The 16996-nt window shown below is 72.3% G+C and carries 13 protein-coding genes; 8 read left to right on the top strand and 5 right to left on the bottom strand.

The features are described from left to right. Nucleotides 1–154 precede the first annotated feature (154 nt). From J4709_RS06560 to J4709_RS06540, 5 genes are read right to left on the bottom strand one after another with little or no spacing between them, the layout of a single operon-like run. Complete coding sequence (locus J4709_RS06560; protein WP_208238055.1) at nucleotides 155–1588, bottom strand: rhamnulokinase; 1434 nt, start codon at nucleotides 1586–1588, stop codon at nucleotides 155–157. Further along, nucleotides 1585–2205, bottom strand: coding sequence for a LutC/YkgG family protein (locus J4709_RS06555; protein ID WP_208238053.1), 621 nt, complete (start codon nucleotides 2203–2205; stop codon nucleotides 1585–1587). The genes J4709_RS06560 and J4709_RS06555 overlap by 4 nt, the downstream gene beginning before the upstream one ends. Then, complete coding sequence (locus J4709_RS06550; RefSeq protein ID WP_232383075.1) at nucleotides 2202–3659, bottom strand: LutB/LldF family L-lactate oxidation iron-sulfur protein; 1458 nt, start codon at nucleotides 3657–3659, stop codon at nucleotides 2202–2204. Before J4709_RS06550 ends, J4709_RS06555 begins: the two co-directional genes overlap by 4 nt. Next, nucleotides 3656–4369, bottom strand: a complete 714-nt coding sequence (locus tag J4709_RS06545; RefSeq protein ID WP_208238051.1) for a (Fe-S)-binding protein — start codon at nucleotides 4367–4369, stop codon at nucleotides 3656–3658. Before J4709_RS06545 ends, J4709_RS06550 begins: the two co-directional genes overlap by 4 nt. Further along, a complete protein-coding gene (locus tag J4709_RS06540; protein WP_208238049.1) occupies nucleotides 4366–5457 on the bottom strand; it encodes a LacI family DNA-binding transcriptional regulator in 1092 nt (363 codons plus the stop codon). Before J4709_RS06540 ends, J4709_RS06545 begins: the two co-directional genes overlap by 4 nt. Nucleotides 5458–5756: 299 nt before the next feature. Here J4709_RS06540 and J4709_RS06535 point away from each other — a divergent pair, with 299 nt between their 5' ends. The 8 genes from J4709_RS06535 to J4709_RS06500 all read left to right on the top strand — a co-directional run bounded on the left by J4709_RS06535 (nucleotide 5757) and on the right by J4709_RS06500 (nucleotide 16987). Then, nucleotides 5757–7295 (top strand): sugar ABC transporter ATP-binding protein, encoded by a 1539-nt coding sequence (locus J4709_RS06535; RefSeq protein ID WP_208238047.1) that lies wholly within the window; start codon nucleotides 5757–5759, stop codon nucleotides 7293–7295. 3 nt (nucleotides 7296–7298) lie between these two features. Beyond that, nucleotides 7299–8453 (top strand): ABC transporter permease, encoded by a 1155-nt coding sequence (locus tag J4709_RS06530; protein WP_208238045.1) that lies wholly within the window; start codon nucleotides 7299–7301, stop codon nucleotides 8451–8453. Beyond that, nucleotides 8450–9478: an ABC transporter permease gene (locus J4709_RS06525; protein WP_307801037.1), complete on the top strand. Its 1029-nt coding sequence runs from the start codon at nucleotides 8450–8452 to the stop codon at nucleotides 9476–9478. The genes J4709_RS06530 and J4709_RS06525 overlap by 4 nt, the downstream gene beginning before the upstream one ends. Before the next feature lie 74 nt (nucleotides 9479–9552). Then, entirely contained in the window at nucleotides 9553–10638 is a 1086-nt protein-coding gene (rhaS, locus tag J4709_RS06520; RefSeq protein WP_208238043.1) for a rhamnose ABC transporter substrate-binding protein, read from the top strand. Between the two features lie 3 nt (nucleotides 10639–10641). After that, nucleotides 10642–10974 carry an L-rhamnose mutarotase gene (locus tag J4709_RS06515; protein WP_208238041.1) on the top strand — a complete coding sequence of 111 codons (333 nt, stop codon included), beginning with the start codon at nucleotides 10642–10644 and terminating at the stop codon, nucleotides 10972–10974. A 56-nt stretch (nucleotides 10975–11030) separates the two neighbouring features. After that, the gene (gene rhaI, locus J4709_RS06510; protein ID WP_208238039.1) at nucleotides 11031–12197 is read left to right on the top strand and encodes an L-rhamnose isomerase; all 1167 of its coding nucleotides are present in this window, start codon (nucleotides 11031–11033) and stop codon (nucleotides 12195–12197) included. Nucleotides 12198–12246: 49 nt separating this feature from the next. After that, the gene (locus J4709_RS06505) at nucleotides 12247–14295 is read left to right on the top strand and encodes a bifunctional aldolase/short-chain dehydrogenase (protein ID WP_208238037.1); all 2049 of its coding nucleotides are present in this window, start codon (nucleotides 12247–12249) and stop codon (nucleotides 14293–14295) included. 160 nt (nucleotides 14296–14455) lie between these two features. Then, on the top strand, nucleotides 14456–16987 hold the full coding sequence (locus tag J4709_RS06500) for an alpha-L-rhamnosidase-related protein (protein WP_208238035.1): 2532 nt from the start codon (nucleotides 14456–14458) through the stop codon (nucleotides 16985–16987). Nucleotides 16988–16996: the final 9 nt, after the last annotated feature.

Genomic DNA, 16996 nt, shown 5'->3' with positions numbered 1-16996 from the left:
GTCCTTCAAGCGGGTTTTACCTTATCGGGTCGATCGTCAATAAGAGCGGGACAACACGCCCCGCGCGTCCCTGCTATCAACCGCCGCCGCACCCCGCGTGTCAACCGGGGGGAGGTAAACCGTCCCGGGAACGTGACATTCCCGCCACCGCACGTCACGGGGCGAGGCCGAGGCGGGCGGCGGCGCCGGCCCAGCGGGCGTCGTCGCCGGACGGCTCGTAGCGGCGCAGCGGCTGCGTCGCGGCGACCAGCGCGCGGGACTCGGCGAGGGTGCCGGCGAGGCCGTGCGCGCGGGCCTGGGTGAGGACGTTGCCGAGCGCGGTCGCCTCGACCGGCCCGGCCACGACCGGCAGCCCGGACGCGTCGGCGGTCAGCCGGCACAGCAGCTCGTTGCGGCTGCCGCCGCCGACCAGGTGCACCACGTCGATCTCCTGCCCGGACAGCCGGGACGCCTGCCGCAGCGTCGCGCGGTGCGCCAGCGCGAGGCTGTCCATGATGCAGCGGACGGTCTCGGCGCGCGTCGCGGGCTCGGGGAACCCGCGGCGGCGGCAGTGCGCGGCGATCCGCGCGGGCATGTCGCCGGGCGGCAGGAACTCGGGGTCGTCGGGGTCGACGATGCTGCGCAGGCCCGGGACGCCGGCGGCCTCGGCGAGCAGGGACGGCAGGTCCGGGTTCCCCCAGGCGCGCATCGACTCCTGCAGCAGCCACAGCCCCATGACGTTGCGCAGGTAGCGGACGGTGCCGTCGACGCCGCCCTCGTTGGTGAAGTTGGCCTTGCGGCTCGCCTCGGTCAGCACGGGCTCGCGCAGTTCCACGCCGACCAGCGACCAGGTGCCGCAGGAGATGTAGGCGAACCGGTCGGTGGTCGTGGGGACGGCGGCGACGGCGGACGCGGTGTCGTGCGACCCGACCGCGACGACCGGGAGCGTCGCCGGGTGGCCGGTCTCCTCCGCCACGTCCGGGCGGAGCGTCCCGAGCACCTCGCCCGGTTCGCGGATCGGCGGCAGGATGCCGGCGGGCAGGCCGAGGCGCGCGACCAGGTCGCGCGACCACGCGCCGTCCCGCACGTCCAGCAGGCCGGTCGTCGACGCGTTGGTCCGCTCGGCGCCGACCGCGCCGGTCAGCCAGTGCGCGAGCAGGTCGGGGACCATCAGCATGGTGCGGGCGCGCGCCAGGTCGTCGGCGGCGAGCTGGTAGAGCGTGTTGAACGGCAGGAACTGCAGGCCGGACGTCTGATAGAGCAGGTCGTCGCCGACCTCGGCGCGGATCCGTTCCATGACCCCGTCGGTGCGGGCGTCGCGGTAGTGGACGGGGTTGCCGATCAGTTTCCCGTCCGCGTCGAGCAGCCCGTAGTCGACGGCCCACGAGTCGATGCCGACCGACGCGAGCCCGGCGGGCGCGGCGCGCAGCCCGTCGAGGACGTTGCCGTAGAGGCCGAGGACGTCCCAGTGCAGGGTGCCGTTCACCCGGACCGGCCGGTTCGGGAACCGCCGGACCTCCTGCAGTTCGAGCGTGCCGGGGCCGACCCGTCCGGCCATGACGCGCCCGCTGGACGCGCCGAGGTCCACGGCGGCGAAGGTCTCGGTCATTGCGCGATCACGACTTCCAGAGTGCGGGGCCCGTGCACGCCCTCGACGCGCGACAGTTCGATGTCGCTGGTCGCGGACGGCCCGGACACGAACGTCAGCGGGCGGTGCGGGTCGAGCCGCTCCAGCGCCTCCGGCACGTCCGGCGCCACCTGCCCCGCCAGCACGACGATCAGGTGGTAGTCCGGGACGAGCGACAGCGCGCGCGGGCCCTGCGCCGGGCCGTGGTCCAGGACGATCGTGCCGGTCTCGGCGATCGCGGCGGCGCAGCCGGTGACCGCGCCCGCCAGCCCGTCGAGCGCGGCGACGTCCGGCCCCCGCACCAGCTCGCCGGCGACCTGCGCCGTCCACTCCTCCGGCAGGTCCGACGGGATCCCGTAGGCCCCGGGGCGGGCGGCGAGACGGTCGGCGACCGTCGCGGCCAGCTCCGCCGCCGGGACGCGCACGACCGTCGCGCGGTAGTCGGCGACCCGCTCGGCGAACAGGTCCAGCACGCCGTCCTCGTGGTGGCGGCGCAGGTAGCCGCGGTCGATCGCGGCGTATCCGGCGGCGACCTCGGCGGCCGGGCGGGCCGGCACGATCCCGTCGATCCGGCGGAGGACGTCCTCGCGCGCGCTCACTGCTCGTTCCCTTCCGTGCGGCCGCCGTCCGTCCGCTTCCACCAGGCGCGGAACGACTCGGGCGGCGGTGCGGGGGCGTCCCGCGTCTCGGTCCAGGCGTTCAGCGGCCCCGGCAGCCGCCGGATCCGGCCGCGCGGCGCGACGATGCGGCGGCTCGCGGACGCGGCGCGCTGCGCGAGCGCGAGGCGGGTGGGGGAGCGCAGCGTCCATCCGGCGGCGGTCATCGCGACCCGTTCGAGGGGATGGCGCGGGCCGCTCTCCACCGCGCGGGCCCGCAGGTGCACCAGCACCTCGGGGATGTCGATGGCGACCGGGCACGCCTCGAAGCACGCCCCGCACAGCGACGACGCGTACGGCAGCGACGCGTCCACCTCCGATCCGATGCCCCTGATCTGCGGCGACAGGATCGCGCCGATCGGGCCGGGGTAGGGCGAGCCGTAGGCGTGGCCGCCGGCGCGCTGGTAGACCGGGCACACGTTCAGGCACGCCGAGCAGCGGATGCAGCGCAGAGCCTGCCGCCCCACCTCGTCGGCGAGGGTGTCGGTGCGGCCGTTGTCCAGCAGGACGAGATGGAACGTCTGCGGCCCGTCACCGGGATGCACGCCTGTCCACGCCGAGGTGTAGGGGTTCATGCGCTCGGCCGTGGACGAGCGGGGGAGCAGCTGGAGGAACACCTCCAGGTCCCGCCAGCTCGGCACGATCTTCTCCACGCCCATCACCGAGATCAGCGTCTCGGGCATGGTCAGGCACATCCGGCCGTTGCCCTCCGACTCCAGCACGACGAGCGTGCCGGTGTCGGCGACGGCGAAGTTCACGCCGGAGACCCCGACCTTCGCCGACAGGAACTTGGCGCGCAGGTGGCGGCGCGCTGCCTCCGCCAGCGCGGCGGGGGAGTCGGTGAGACCCTCCGGGACGTCCTCCATCTCGCGCAGGAAGATGTCGCGGATGTCGGACCGGTTCCGGTGGATCGCCGGGACGAGGATGTGCGACGGCCGGTCGTGCCCGAGCTGGACGATCAGCTCCGCGAGGTCGGTCTCGTAGGCGGTGATCCCGTGCTCGGCGAGCGCCTCGTTGAGCCCGATCTCCTGCGTGGCCATCGACTTGACCTTGACGACCTCGGTCTCGCCCGTCGCCTTCACCAGGTCGGTGACGATCCGGTTCGCCTCGGCGGCGTCGCGCGCCCAGTGCACCGTCCCGCCGGCCTCGGTGACCTTCTCCTCCAGCTGCCGCAGGTAGTGCCCGAGGTTGGCGAGGACGTGGTCCTTGATCTGCTTGCCGGCCTCGCGCAGCGCGGACCAGTCGTCCAGCTCGGCGACGGCGGCGGCGCGCTTGTCGCGGATCGTGGTGGTGGCGTGCGCGAGGTTGCCGCGCAGCCGCGTGTCGGCGACCGCGCGGCGCGCCGCGTCCGGGAACGACGGCATCCCGACATAGGTCGGCATCGCTTCCGTGCTCATGAGGGGTCCCCCTCGGTGGACGCGAGGATCTCGGCCAGGTGGACGGTCCGCACCGGCGCGCGGGTGCGCGACAGCGCGCCGCCGATGTGCATCAGGCACGAGTTGTCGGCGGCGCACAGCACCTCGGCCTTCGTCTCCCGCACCGCGGTGACCTTGTCCGCGCACATCGCGGCCGACACCTCGGAGTTCTTCAGCGCGAACGTCCCGCCGAACCCGCAGCACTCCCGCGCGTCCGGCAGGTCGACCAGGTCGATGCCGCGGACCTCGCGCAGCAGCCGCTGCGGCCGGTCGCCGACGTGCAGCATCCGCAGCGAATGGCAGGTGGGGTGGTAGGTGACGCGGTGCGGGAAGTAGGCGCCGACGTCGGTGACGCCGAGGACGTCCACCAGGAACTCCGACAGCTCGTACACCCGCGACGCGACGCCCGCGGTGCGCGGCGCCAGCCTCGGATGCCAGTCGCGGATCATCGCGCCGCACGACGCCGACGGTGTCACGACCGCGTCGTACGGCTCGAACGTCTCCGCGAAGCCCTTCACCATGTGCAGCGCCTGCGTCCGGTAACCGGTGTTGAGGTGCATCTGGCCGCAGCACGTCTGCGCCTCGGGGAACTCGACCTCGTGGCCGAGCCGCCGCAGCAGCCGCACCATCGCGCGCCCGGTCCCGGGATACATCGTGTCGTTCACGCACGTCAGGAACAGCGCGACCTTCATGCCGAGTTGCTCTCCCGGTCGTCGGCGGCGGCCCGGCTGGACTCGCGGACCACCAGCTCGGGCTGGAACATGACCTGCTGGTGGGCGTGTCCGCCCGACTCGTCGCACTCCTCGAGCAGCAGCTCGGTCGCGATGCGTCCGAGCTGGTAGGTGGGCTGCCGCACCGAGCTCAGCGGGACCGCGGCCGCCGCCGAGAACTCGATGTCGTCGTACCCGATGAGCGCCACGTCAGTCGGCACCTTCACGCCGGCCTGCAGCAGCACCCGCAGCACGCCGAGGGCGAGCAGGTCGTTGGCGCAGAAGATCGCCTCGGGCAGCGGGGCGCCGGACTCCAGCAGCCGCCGGGCCGCCTCCTGCCCGGCGCGGGCGTTCATCGCGCCGACGGACACCTCGCGCAGCACGTCGCGGCCGAGGCACGCGGCGCGCAGCGCCCGCAGCGCGCCGCGCCGCCGGTCCGCGCACTGCCGCAGCCCCGGCGGGCCCGTGACGAAGCCGAGCGTGCGGGCGCCGTCGTCCAGCAGGTGCGTCACCGCCAGCTCGCCGCCCGCGACGTCGTCGACGGCGACCGAGCACTGGTTGGCGCGGGGCGTCGGGTGGTCCAGCAGGACGACGGGCACGCCGCGGTCGCGCAGCCGGTCGGCGTTGCCGCCCTCGTCGCCGACGGGGGTCAGCAGCACGCCGCGGACCCGCTGCTCGGCGAGCACCCGCAGGTTGCGCTGCTCGCGCTCGTCGGACTCGCCGGAGGAGGACAGGATCACCGCGTAGCCGCGCTCGCTGGCGACGTCCTCGACGCCGCGCGCGACGTCGGTGAAGAACGGGTTCGCCAGGTCCAGCACCATCAGCCCGATCGTGCTGGAGTGCCCGGCGCGCAGCGTGGACGCCGACCCGTTGCGGACGAAGCCGAGCTCCACGATGGCCTGCTCGACGCGGGCGCGGGTCGCGGCGGCGACCCGCTCGGGCCGGTTCAGCACGTTGGACACGGTGCCCGGCGAGACGCCGGCGTGCGCCGCGACCTGCTTGATCCCGACCGTGCCTCCGCCGGCGGCGGGCGTGCTCGCTCCGGGGCGCCCGGTGTCGTCTGTGCTCAATCTTGCCCCCGGTCGCTCCGCTGGTGTGCCGCCGCTCACTTTGGGTCATCGGATTAAAACGTGTCAACCCCGCTGTCGGAACTGGTCGCCCCCGGAACGGGCTGTCCGGACCCGGACGGGAGGATCTTCGCAAACTCGTCCGCCCCCGGTGCCGTAAGGGTTTCCGCAGGGTCCGGGGCATCCCCGGGCGAAGTTCCCTCTTGACGGGTGCTCCGGCTCACATCTAGCGTCCTCCGCAACATCACGTTAAAACGTTTTTCATCCATCCGTCACAGACTCCCCGTGCGAGGAGGGTGGCCATGAGTGCACCCGGCAGGTCGACGCCGCCGACATTGGCACTGGTCAACGTGAGTAAGTCGTTCGGCGCCGTGCGGGCCCTGCAGGGCGTCACCCTCGAGCTGCACGCCGGCGAGGTGCACGCGCTCGCCGGTGAGAACGGCGCGGGCAAGTCCACCGTCGTAAAAACGTTCGCAGGCGTGCACCGCCCCGACGCGGGCGAGGTCCGGGTCGACGGCGAGCCCGTGGCGTTCAACGGCCCCGCCGACGCGCAGGCCGCCGGCGTCGCCGTCATCTACCAGGAGCCGACGCTGTTCCCCGACCTGTCGGTCGCGGAGAACATCTTCATGGGCCGCCAGCCGCGCGCCGGGCTCGGCCGCATCGACCGCCGCACCGTGCACGCCGAGACCGCGAAGCTGTTCCGGCGGCTCGGCGTCGCGCTGGACCCGCAGCAGCCCGCCCGCGGCCTGTCCATCGCCGACCAGCAGGTCGTCGAGATCGCCAAGGCCATCTCCCGGGACGCGCGGGTGCTCATCATGGACGAGCCGACCGCCGCGCTCACCGGCCAGGAGGTCGAGCGGCTGTTCAACGTCACCCGCACGCTGCGCGAGCAGGGCTGCGCGATCCTGTTCATCTCGCACCGGCTGGAGGAGATCTTCGAGATCTGCCAGCGGGTCACCACGCTGCGCGACGGCACCTACGTCGGCACCGACAAGGTCGAGGACCTCACCGCCGACGACCTCGTCCGCCGGATGGTCGGCCGCGACCTGGACGCGCTCTACCCCAAGCAGGACGTGACGCCCGGCGAGGTCGCGCTGAAGGTCGGCCGGCTCACCCGCGAGGGCGCCTTCACCGACATCTCCTTCGAGGTGCGGCGCGGTGAGATCGTCGCGCTGGCCGGGCTGGTCGGCGCCGGACGCAGCGAGGTCGCCCGCGCCATCTTCGGCGTGGACCGCTGGGACGCGGGCTCCGTCGAAGTGGCGGGGAAGAAGCTGCCCGCGGGCAGCCCGACGGCCGCGATGTCGGCCGGGCTCGCGCTCGTCCCCGAGGACCGCCGCCAGCAGGGCCTGGTGATGGACATGTCCATCGAGCGGAACATGGGCCTCACCCAGCTGCGCTCGCTGCGCAAGGAGACCGGGCGCGGCCCCCTCATCTCCCGGAAGGTGGAGCGCAACCGCGCCGCCGACTGGGCGCTGCGCCTCCAGCTCAAGTACGCCCGGCTCACCGACACCGTCGGCGTCCTGTCGGGCGGCAACCAGCAGAAGGTCGTGCTCGCCAAGTGGCTCGCCACCGAGCCGACCGTGCTCATCGTGGACGAGCCGACCCGCGGCATCGACGTCGGCACCAAGGCCGAGGTGCACCGGCTGCTGTCGGAGCTCGCCGCGCAGGACCTCGCGGTGCTGATGATCTCCTCCGACCTGCCGGAGGTGATCGGCATGGCCGACCGCGTCCTGGTCATGCACGAGGGCCGGCTGACCGCCGAGATCGACCGCGCGGACGCGACCGAGGAGAGCGTGATGGCCGCCGCGACCGGGCGCGCCGGAACCGGAAAGGCGGCCTGACCCATGACCGTGCTCACCCAGTCCCCGGCCAGGCCGGGATCCGGCGGGCCGCCGGGCGGCGGCCGCCGCCTGGTCGAGCTGGTGCTGCGCGCCCGCGAGCTGAGCATCCTCGGCGCGCTGGTGGTGCTGGTCGTCGGCACCGAGCTGGCCAACCACCGGTTCCTGTCCGGGCAGGGCGTCAAGGACATCTTCCTCAACGCCTCGATCCTGGCGCTGCTGGCCGTCGGCCAGTCGATGGTGGTCGTCACCCGCAACATCGACCTGTCGGTCGGCTCCGTCGTCGGGCTCGTCGCGTTCACCACCGGCAAGTTCGCCTCCGGCGGCGACCGCAACGTGGTGCTGGTGGTGCTGCTCGGCATCGTGATCGGGCTCGCCTGCGGGCTCGTCAACGGGCTGCTCGTCAGCTTCTGCAAAGTACCGGCCCTGGTCGTCACGCTCGGCACCCTCTACGTGATCCAGGGCCTCGACTACAAGATCGCGCACGGCGAGCAGATCGGCGCCGCGGACCTGCCGTCCTCGGTGCTGTCACTCGGCAACGACTCCGTCCTCGGCGTCCCCTACCTGCCGGTCATCACCGTCGTCGTGATGCTGATGATGGGCTACTACCTGCGCTCCTACTCCTCGGGACGGGAGTTCTACGCGATCGGGTCCAGCCCCGAGGCCGCGCGCCTCGCCGGCATCTCGCTGCGCCGCCGCGTCCTCACCGCCTACCTCGTCAGCGGCGGCCTCGCCGGCCTCGCTGGGGTGCTGTGGCTGGCCCGGTTCGGCACCGTCGTCGCCGACGCCGCGCACGGCTGGGAGCTGAAGGTCGTCAGCGCCGTCGTCGTCGGCGGCGTCGCGATCACCGGCGGCGTCGGCACCGTGTACGGGGCGGCGCTCGGCGCGCTGCTGCTCACCACCATCGGCAGCGTGCTGGTGGTGCTCAAGGTCAACTCGTTCTGGCAGGACGCCATCACCGGCGTCCTGCTGCTGCTGGCGATCAGCGTGGACCGGCTGCTGGCCCTGCGCGTCACCAAGGCGCTCAAGCAGCGGTCGCTGGAGTCCGGGGTGCACCGCGACGACGGCTCCGCGCCGCCCGGCGCCGGGCCCGCCGCCGGATCCGCCGCCGCGACCGCGAAGGCCACCAAGGACGAGGCGCCGAAAGGAAAGGTGTCGTGACCACTGACACGAAGAGCGCCCCGCGCGGCCTGAGCCTCGGCCGGCTGCTGCGGTGGGAGACCGCCGTCACCGCCCTGCTGGTCATCGTGTTCGCCGGCGGCGCCGGGTTCTCGCCCGACTTCGCCAACACCGACAACCTGTCGTTCGCGCTCGGCGACCTCAGCGAGATCGCGCTCATCGCGCTGCCGATGACGCTGCTGGTGGTGTGCGGGCAGGTCGACCTGTCGGTCGCGTCCGTGCTCGGGCTGTGCAGCGCCCTCACCGGCAAGCTGTGGGACGGCGGCATGGCGATCGAGACGATCATCCCGATCGTGCTGGTCGTCGGCGTCGTCTGCGGCCTGGTCAACGGACTGCTGGTCACCCGGCTCGGGCTGCCGTCCCTCGCGGTGACGATCGGCACCATGACCCTGTACCGGGGCCTGGCCTACGTGGTGCTCGGCACCGAGGCCATCTCCGAGTTCCCCACCCGGTACACGAACCTGGCGACCGAGTCGATCCCCGGCATGCCGATCCCGTACCCGATCGCGCTGTTCGCCGTCCTGGCGATCATCACCGCGGTGGTGCTGCACGCCACCGGCGTCGGACGGTCGCTGTTCGCGATCGGCTCCCAGGAGGACGCCGCGTACTTCGCCGGCATCCGGGTCAAGCGCCTCAAGCTGGTCCTGTTCGTGGTGTCCGGGCTCGTCGCCGGGTTCGCCGGCATCGTCTTCACCCTCCGCTACGGCAGCGCCCGCGCCGACAACGGCCTCGGCCTGGAGCTCACCGTCATCGCGGCGGTGCTGCTCGGCGGCATCGACTTCGACGGCGGCAAGGGCACCCTCGGCGGCGTCATCGCCGCGGTGCTGCTCATCGGCCTGCTGCGCAACCTGCTGATGCTCAACGACGTCTCCACCGAGGTCCAGTCGATCGTCACCGGGCTGCTGCTCATCATCAGCGTCCTCACCCCGCGGCTGATCGCCGTGGTGCGCGAGGCACAAGGCCGGCGGCGGGGCGCGCGACCCGTGCCCTCCGCCGCCGCACCATGATCCGCCTTCGCCCCCTGCCGCGTCCGAAGAACCCACCCCAGAGCACGACCTGGAATCCCGAAAGGCACTCCGTGATGACCCTTCGTTTGCGCGCCCCGCGCCGCCTCGTGGCCGTCGCGTCCGCGGGCGCACTCGCCCTCTCCCTCGCCGCGTGCGGCGGCACCACCAAGGACTCCTCGTCCGACTCGGGGAACAAGGCCGCCGCGGGCGACGGCAAGGCGGACCCGAACGCGCCCCTCAAGAAGGGCCTGAAGATCGCGTTCCTGCCCAAGCAGGTGAACAACCCCTACGAGACGATCGTCGACAACGCCGGCATCGCGGCCGCCAAGGAGTACGGCGGCTCGGCCAAGGAGGTCGGCCCGTCCGACGCGTCGGCGTCCTCGCAGGTGTCCTACATCAACACGCTGATCCAGCAGCGGCACGACGCGATCCTCATCGCGGCCAACGACCAGAACGCGGTGTGCGGCCCGCTGAAGCAGGCCATGGCCAAGAAGATCAAGGTCGTCGCCTACGACTCCGACACCGCGCCCGAGTGCCGCAACGTGTTCATCAACCAGGCCAGCTCCGAGGAGATCGGCCGCAGCGAGGTCAAGCTGCTGGCCGACCAGATCGGCGGCAAGGGCGACATCGCGATCCTGTCGGCGACCGCGAACGCCACCAACCAGAACACCTGGATCAAGTACATGCAGGACGAGCTGAAGAAGCCGGAGTACTCCGGCATGAAGCTCGTCAAGATCGCCTACGGTGACGACGACGACCAGAAGTCGTTCCAGCAGACCCAGGGCCTGCTGCAGGCGTACCCGAACCTCAAGGGCATCATCTCGCCCACCACGGTCGGCATCGCCGCCGCCGCCCGCTACATCGACGGCTCCAAGTACAAGGGCAAGGTCACGCTGACCGGCCTCGGCACGCCGGACCAGATGCGCAAGTTCATCAAGGACGGCACGGTCAAGTCGTTCGAACTGTGGGACCCGAAGAACCTCGGCTACCTCGCCTCCTACGCCGCGGCGGCGCTGTCGTCCGGGCAGATCACCGGCAAGCAGGGCGAGACGTTCAAGGCCGGCAAGCTCGGCGAGCGCACCATCGGCGCCAACGGCGAGGTCATCCTCGGCCCGCCGACGGTCTTCGACGCCAAGAACATCGACCAGTACCACTTCTGATCGATGGCGGCTGACGGCACGAAGCGCGTCTGCTTCCTGCTGAAGGTCCGGCAGGACCGCCTGGAGGAGTACAAGGAACGCCACCAGGCGGTCTGGCCGGAGATGCAGGACGCGCTGCGCGCGACCGGCTGGCACAACTACTCGCTCTTCCTGCGCGAGGACGGCCTGCTCGTCGGCTACCTGGAGACCGACGACTTCGCCGCCGCGCAGGACGCGATGGCCCGCACCGGCGTCAACGCCCGCTGGCAGGCGGAGATGGCGCCGTTCTTCGAGGACCTCGACGGCCGCCCCGACGAGGGGATGCGGCCGCTCCCCGAGGTCTTCCATCTCGACTGAGGGCCGCCGCCCCGCTCGGCGGCGGCCCCGGACAGCAGAAACGTGAGGTAACACCCGTGAACGACACCAGCGCGGTGAAGGACGCCCTGCGCCGCCAGCAGATCGAGACTCCCTCCTGGGCGTACGGCAACTCGGGGACCCGGTTCAAGGTCTTCGCCCAGCAGGGGGTGCCGCGCACCCCGCAGGAGAAGATCGACGACGCCGCGCAGGTGCACCGCTTCACCGGTGCCGCGCCGACCGTCGCCGTGCACATCCCGTGGGACAAGGTGGACGACTACGCCGCGCTCGCCGCGCACGCCGAGGAGAAGGGCGTGCGGATCGGCGCGGTGAACACCAACGTGTTCCAGGACGACGACTACATGCTCGGCAGCGTCACCAACCCCGACCCGAAGATCCGCCGCAAGGCCCTGGACCACCTGCTCGAATGCGTCGACATCATGGACGCGGTCGGGTCCAGGGACCTGAAGCTGTGGTTCTCCGACGGGACGAACTACCCCGGCCAGGACGACGTCCGCGCCCGCCAGGACCGGATGGCGGAGGCGCTCGCCGCCGTTTACGAGCGGCTCGGCGACGACCAGCGGTTCCTGCTGGAGTACAAGCTGTTCGAGCCGGCGTTCTACATGACCGACCTGCCGGACTGGGGCGCCTCCTACGCGCACTGCCTCAAGCTCGGCCCGAAGGCGCAGGTCGTCGTGGACACCGGGCACCACGCGCCCGGCACCAACATCGAGTTCATCGTCGCGTTCCTGCTGCGCGAGGGGAAGCTCGGCGGGTTCGACTTCAACTCCCGCTTCTACGCCGACGACGACCTGATGGTGGGCGCCGCCGACCCGTTCCAGCTGTTCCGGATCATGTACGAGGTGGTGCGGGGCGGCGGCTACGACGCCGAGACGGGCGTGGCGTTCATGCTCGACCAGTGCCACAACATCGAGCCGAAGATCCACGGCCAGATCCGCTCGGTGATGAACGTGCAGGAGGCCACCGCGAAGGCGCTGCTGCTGGACGCGGACGCGCTGCGCGCCGCGCAGGAGTCCGGTGACGTGCTGGAGGCCAACGCGGTGTTCATGGACGCCTACAACACCGACGTGCGGCCGCTGCTGGCGGAGTTGCGCGAGGAGATGGGCCTGCACGCCGACCCGGTCGCCGCCTACAAGGCGTCCGGCTACTTCGAGCGGGTCGTGGCGGAGCGCAAGGACGGCCAGGCGGCCGGCTGGGGCGCCTGACCACGCCGTCGAACGACAGGCCGCCGAACCCGATAAGGAGAGAGCACCGATGACCACTCCACCCGAGGTGGAGCAGCTGCTGGAACGGGCCAACACCCTCGGCTCGGACCCGCGCAACACCAACTACGCGGGCGGCAACGCCTCGGCGAAGGGCAGCGTCACCGACCCCGTGACGGCCCGCGACGTCGAGCTGATGTGGGTGAAGGGCTCCGGCGGGGACCTCGGCACGCTCACCGAGAAGGGCCTGGCCGTCCTGCGCATCGACCGGATGCGCGCCCTCGTGGACGTCTACCCGGGCGTCGAGCGCGAGGACGAGATGGTCGCCGCGTTCGACTACTGCCTGCACGGCAAGGGCGGCGCGGCGCCGTCCATCGACACCGCGATGCACGGGCTCGTCGAGGCGGCGCACGTCGACCACCTGCACCCCGACTCCGGCATCGCGATCGCGACGGCCGCCGACGGCGAGGAGCTGACCCGGCGGATCTTCGGCGACCGGGTCGCGTGGGTGCCGTGGCGGCGCCCCGGCTTCCAGCTCGGCCTCGACATCGCCGCGATCAAGAAGGCGAACCCGCAGGCCATCGGCGTGATCCTCGGTGGGCACGGCATCACCGCCTGGGGCGAGACGAGCGAGGAGTGCAAGGCCAACTCGCTCGACATCATCCGCACCGCCGAGGCGTACATCGCCGAGCACGGCAAGGCCGACCCGTTCGGCGCGGTGATCCACCCGGTGCTGCCGCAGGACGAGCGGCACGCCCGCGCCGCCGCGCTGTTCCCGCTGATCCGCGGCCTGGCGTCGACCGACAAGCCGCAGGTCGGGCACTTCACCGACTCCGAGGCCGTCCTCGACTTCGTCTCCCGCGCCGAGCACCCGCGGCTCGCCGCACTCGGCACGTCCTGCCCGGACCACTTCCTGCGCACCAAGGTCCGCCCGATGGTGCTGGACCTGCCGCCGGACGCGCCGCTCGACGACGTCAAGGCGCGCCTGAAGGAACTGCACGCCGCCTACCGCGAGGAGTACGCGGCCTACTACGACCGGCACGCCGTCCCGGACTCGCCCGCGATGCGCGGCGCCGACCCGGCGATCGTGCTGGTCCCGGGCGTCGGGATGTTCTCGTTCGGCGCGAACAAGCAGACCGCGCGGGTCGCCGGCGAGTTCTACGTCAACGCGATCAACGTGATGCGCGGCGCGGAGGCGCTGTCGTCGTACGCGCCGATCGACGAGGCGGAGAAGTTCCGCATCGAGTACTGGGAGCTGGAGGAGGCCAAGCTCCGCCGGATGCCCAAGCCGAAGCCGCTCGCGACCCGCGTCGCGCTGGTCACCGGCGGCGGCTCCGGGATCGGCGCGGCCACCGCCCGCCGGCTGGCCGCCGAGGGCGCCTGCGTCGTCGTCGCCGACCGCGACCTCGGCGCCGCCGAGAAGGTCGCCGCCGCGATCGGCGCGAACGCGCCGCGGGTCGCGGACGTCGCCGTCGCCGTCGGCGCGGACGTCACCTCCGAGGACGAGATCGCCGCGGCCGTCCGTGGCGCGGTGCTGGCGTTCGGCGGCGTCGACCTGGTCGTCAACAACGCCGGCCTGTCGATCTCCAAGCCGCTGCTGGACACCACCGTCGCCGACTGGGACCTCCAGCACGACGTCATGGCGCGCGGCTCGTTCCTGGTCTCCCGGGAGACCGCCCGCGTGATGATCGAGCAGGGGATGGGCGGCGACATCGTCTACATCGCCTCCAAGAACGGCGTGTTCGCCGGCCCCAACAACATCGCCTACGGCGCGACCAAGGCCGACCAGGCGCACCAGGTCCGGCTGCTGGCCGCCGAGCTCGGCGAGCACGGCGTCCGCGTCAACGGCATCAACCCCGACGGCGTGGTCCGCGGCTCCGGCATCTTCGCCGGCGGCTGGGGCGCCAAGCGCGCCGCCGTCTACGGAGTGGAGGAGGAGAGGCTGGGCGAGTTCTACGCCCAGCGGACGCTGCTGAAGCGCGAGGTGCTGCCCGAGCACGTCGCGGCCGCCGTCTTCGCCCTGACCGGCGGGGACCTGACCCACACCACCGGACTGCACATCCCGGTGGACGCCGGAGTCGCCGCCGCCTTCCTGCGCTGACCCGGAGCCCGCCGACGAGAGAACCAGAGTTCGGGCCGGCGGCCCGGACCGCGCGCCGGCGCCCGGCACTCCACTGCCGGGCCGCCGCGCCGTCCCCACCCGGGCCGCCGGCCTTCCCTCCCATGGGCCCGCTCGACCAAGTGAACCCGAAGGGATAACGATGCCCACGGCCGAGAAGTTCGCACGAGCACGCGTGTCCGCCGTCACCACCCTCGCCCTCGCAGCCGCCGCCCTCGTCGCCGTCCCCGCCGGCGCCGCCTCCGCCTCCGCCTCCGCCCGCGACCCGCTCGGCCTGCCGGCGCTGTCGCGCGCGGGCCACTACGTCCTCGCACCGTCCGGCCGGACGGTGCGCCCCGCGAAGGCGTCGGAGGCGTACGGGGTCAACGGCGACCACGTGTCCGCCGACTCCGCCGCGTCCGAGACCGCCGGCCACGACCTGCAGGCCGGGACGTCCACGGCCGGCAAGGCCGACGGCGTCATGGTCCGCCAGACCGGCGGCGAGGCCGGCGCGGGCTTCGCCTACACGATGCGCGCCGGGCCCGGCCCGGTGACGCTGCGGGTCGAGGAGGCCGGCAGCGCGACCGCCCACTACGACGTCCTCGTGAACGGGACGGTCGTCCACGAGCGCAAGCCCGACCCCAAGCAGGCCGGGGTGTGGAGCGGCGACAAGGACGGGCTCGTCCACTACGCGGTGGACGTCCCGGCGCGGCTCGTCGGGCCGTCCGGAACCATCAAGGTCGAGTTCCGCAACGCCGACGACCCCGGTCAGGGCGCCCGCATCCACGCCGTCTGGACGCTCGCCCAGCACGGCCGCGCGTCCACCGCGCCCTACGGCGGCACCGTCCGCAACCCGGTGGGAGCGTTCCACGGCGGGACGACCACGCTCGCCTCCAACGAGTACGGCCGCCCCTACGTCATCTACGACTTCGGCAAGGAGGTCGGCGGTCAGGTCCAGGTGACCGCCGACGTCCGCAAGGGCACGCCGAAGCTCGGCCTGGCGTTCAGCGAGAGCGACCAGTACCTCACCACCGCGTCCGACTACAGCCAGGACCCCGTCGGCCTCGCCACCGAGACCCACTACCTCGACACCAAGGCCGGGCGAACCGCGATGACCGACCCGGTCATCCGCGGCGGGTTCCGCTACCTGATGGTGTTCCTGGACGGCCCCGGCGAGGTGCGGCTGTCGGACCTGCGGCTGAAGTTCACCGCCGACCCCGCCAACCCCGACCTCGACGGCTACGAGGGCGCGTTCCTGTCCAGCGACGACACCCTGAACCGGCTCTGGTACGCGGGCGCCTACACCGTCCAGATGTCGACGATCGACCCGAAGACCGGCCGCCCCTATCCCGGGCAGGAGGGACCGGTCCGCAACGACGCGATCGTCGGCGAGGGCGACAGCGTCATCAGCGACGGCGCCAAGCGCGACCGGATGATCTGGGGCGGCGACAACGCCGTCTCCGACGCGGTGTCCTACCTGACGACCGGGCAGAGCGACCCGTCCGCCAACGCCGTCGCGTTCATGGCCAAGGGCCAGTCGCCGCAGGGCCAGATCCCCGGCCTCTACCTGACCGACAAGCTCGGCTACAACATGGGCTGGGGCGAGTACGCCGCCTGGTGGGTCAACAACTACTGGACGCACTACCTGTACACCGGCGACAAGGCGTTCTTCGACAAGTGGTACGACGCCATGAAGAAGAACGTCGCGTGGATGCAGTCCAAGGTCGGCTCCGACGGGCTGCTCGACATGAAGGGCGCGGGCGGCACCTGGGGCTACGGCAACGAGGGCAAGGGCACCTACGTCTCGTCGCTGTACGTCCACGTGCTGGGCCAGGCCGCGCAGGCCGCCGACGCGCAGGGCGACGCGGCGCTCGCCAAGACCTACCGCGACGCCGCCGCCCGCACCGCCAAGGCCGTCAACGACGTCCTGTGGGACGCGGACGCCGGCGCGTACAAGGTCGGCCCGGCCGACGGGAACCACCCGCAGGACGGCAACGCGATGGCGGTCGTCGCCGGAGTCGCCACCGGCGACCGCGCGAAGTCGGTGCTGAAGTTCTTCGGCGACCGGCTCTCCAACGCGCACGGCGACCTGACCGTGGACAAGGCCGGCGGGACCGTCCCGCAGTACATCAGCCCGTTCGTGTCCGGCCAGTCGCTGCTCGCCCACGTCTCCCAGGACGACATGGCGGGCGCGATGTCGCTGCTGCAGCGCACCTGGTACCCGATGCTCGGCAAGGACGCTCCCGGCACCCTCTGGGAGAACGTCAGCAGCGCGGGCGCGCCGCAGCTCGGCTCCTACACCAGCCTCTCGCACGGCTGGGCCGCAGCGCCGACCTCGTTCCTCACCAACCAGGTCCTCGGCGTCACCCCGACCGCCGGCGGGTTCTCGGCGTTCACCGTCCTGCCCCATCCCGCGAACGGCCTGAGCTGGGCGGAGGGCAAGGTGCCGACGCCGCACGGCGACATCACCGCCGCCTGGAAGCAGCGCGGGAAGACCTTCACGCTGCGGGTCGCCGCGCCCGGCGGCACGACCGCCACGGCCGGGGTGCCCGCGTCCGGCGCGTCCGAGGTCCGGGTGAACGGCTCGGTCGTCTGGCGGAACGGCACCGCCGTGAAGCCGGGCGTCACCGTCCGCGACGGGCTCGTGCAGGTGCCCGGCCTGACCGGCTCGTCCGTCCTGACCGCCTCCCGCTGACCTGGAGTG

Origin of the sequence: Actinomadura violacea, assembly GCF_017573465.1 — a bacterium.
Lineage (GTDB): Bacteria > Actinomycetota > Actinomycetes > Streptosporangiales > Streptosporangiaceae > Spirillospora > Spirillospora violacea.
Note: the sequence above shows the minus strand (reverse complement) of the source record. Positions and strands in the feature narration are given on the sequence as shown.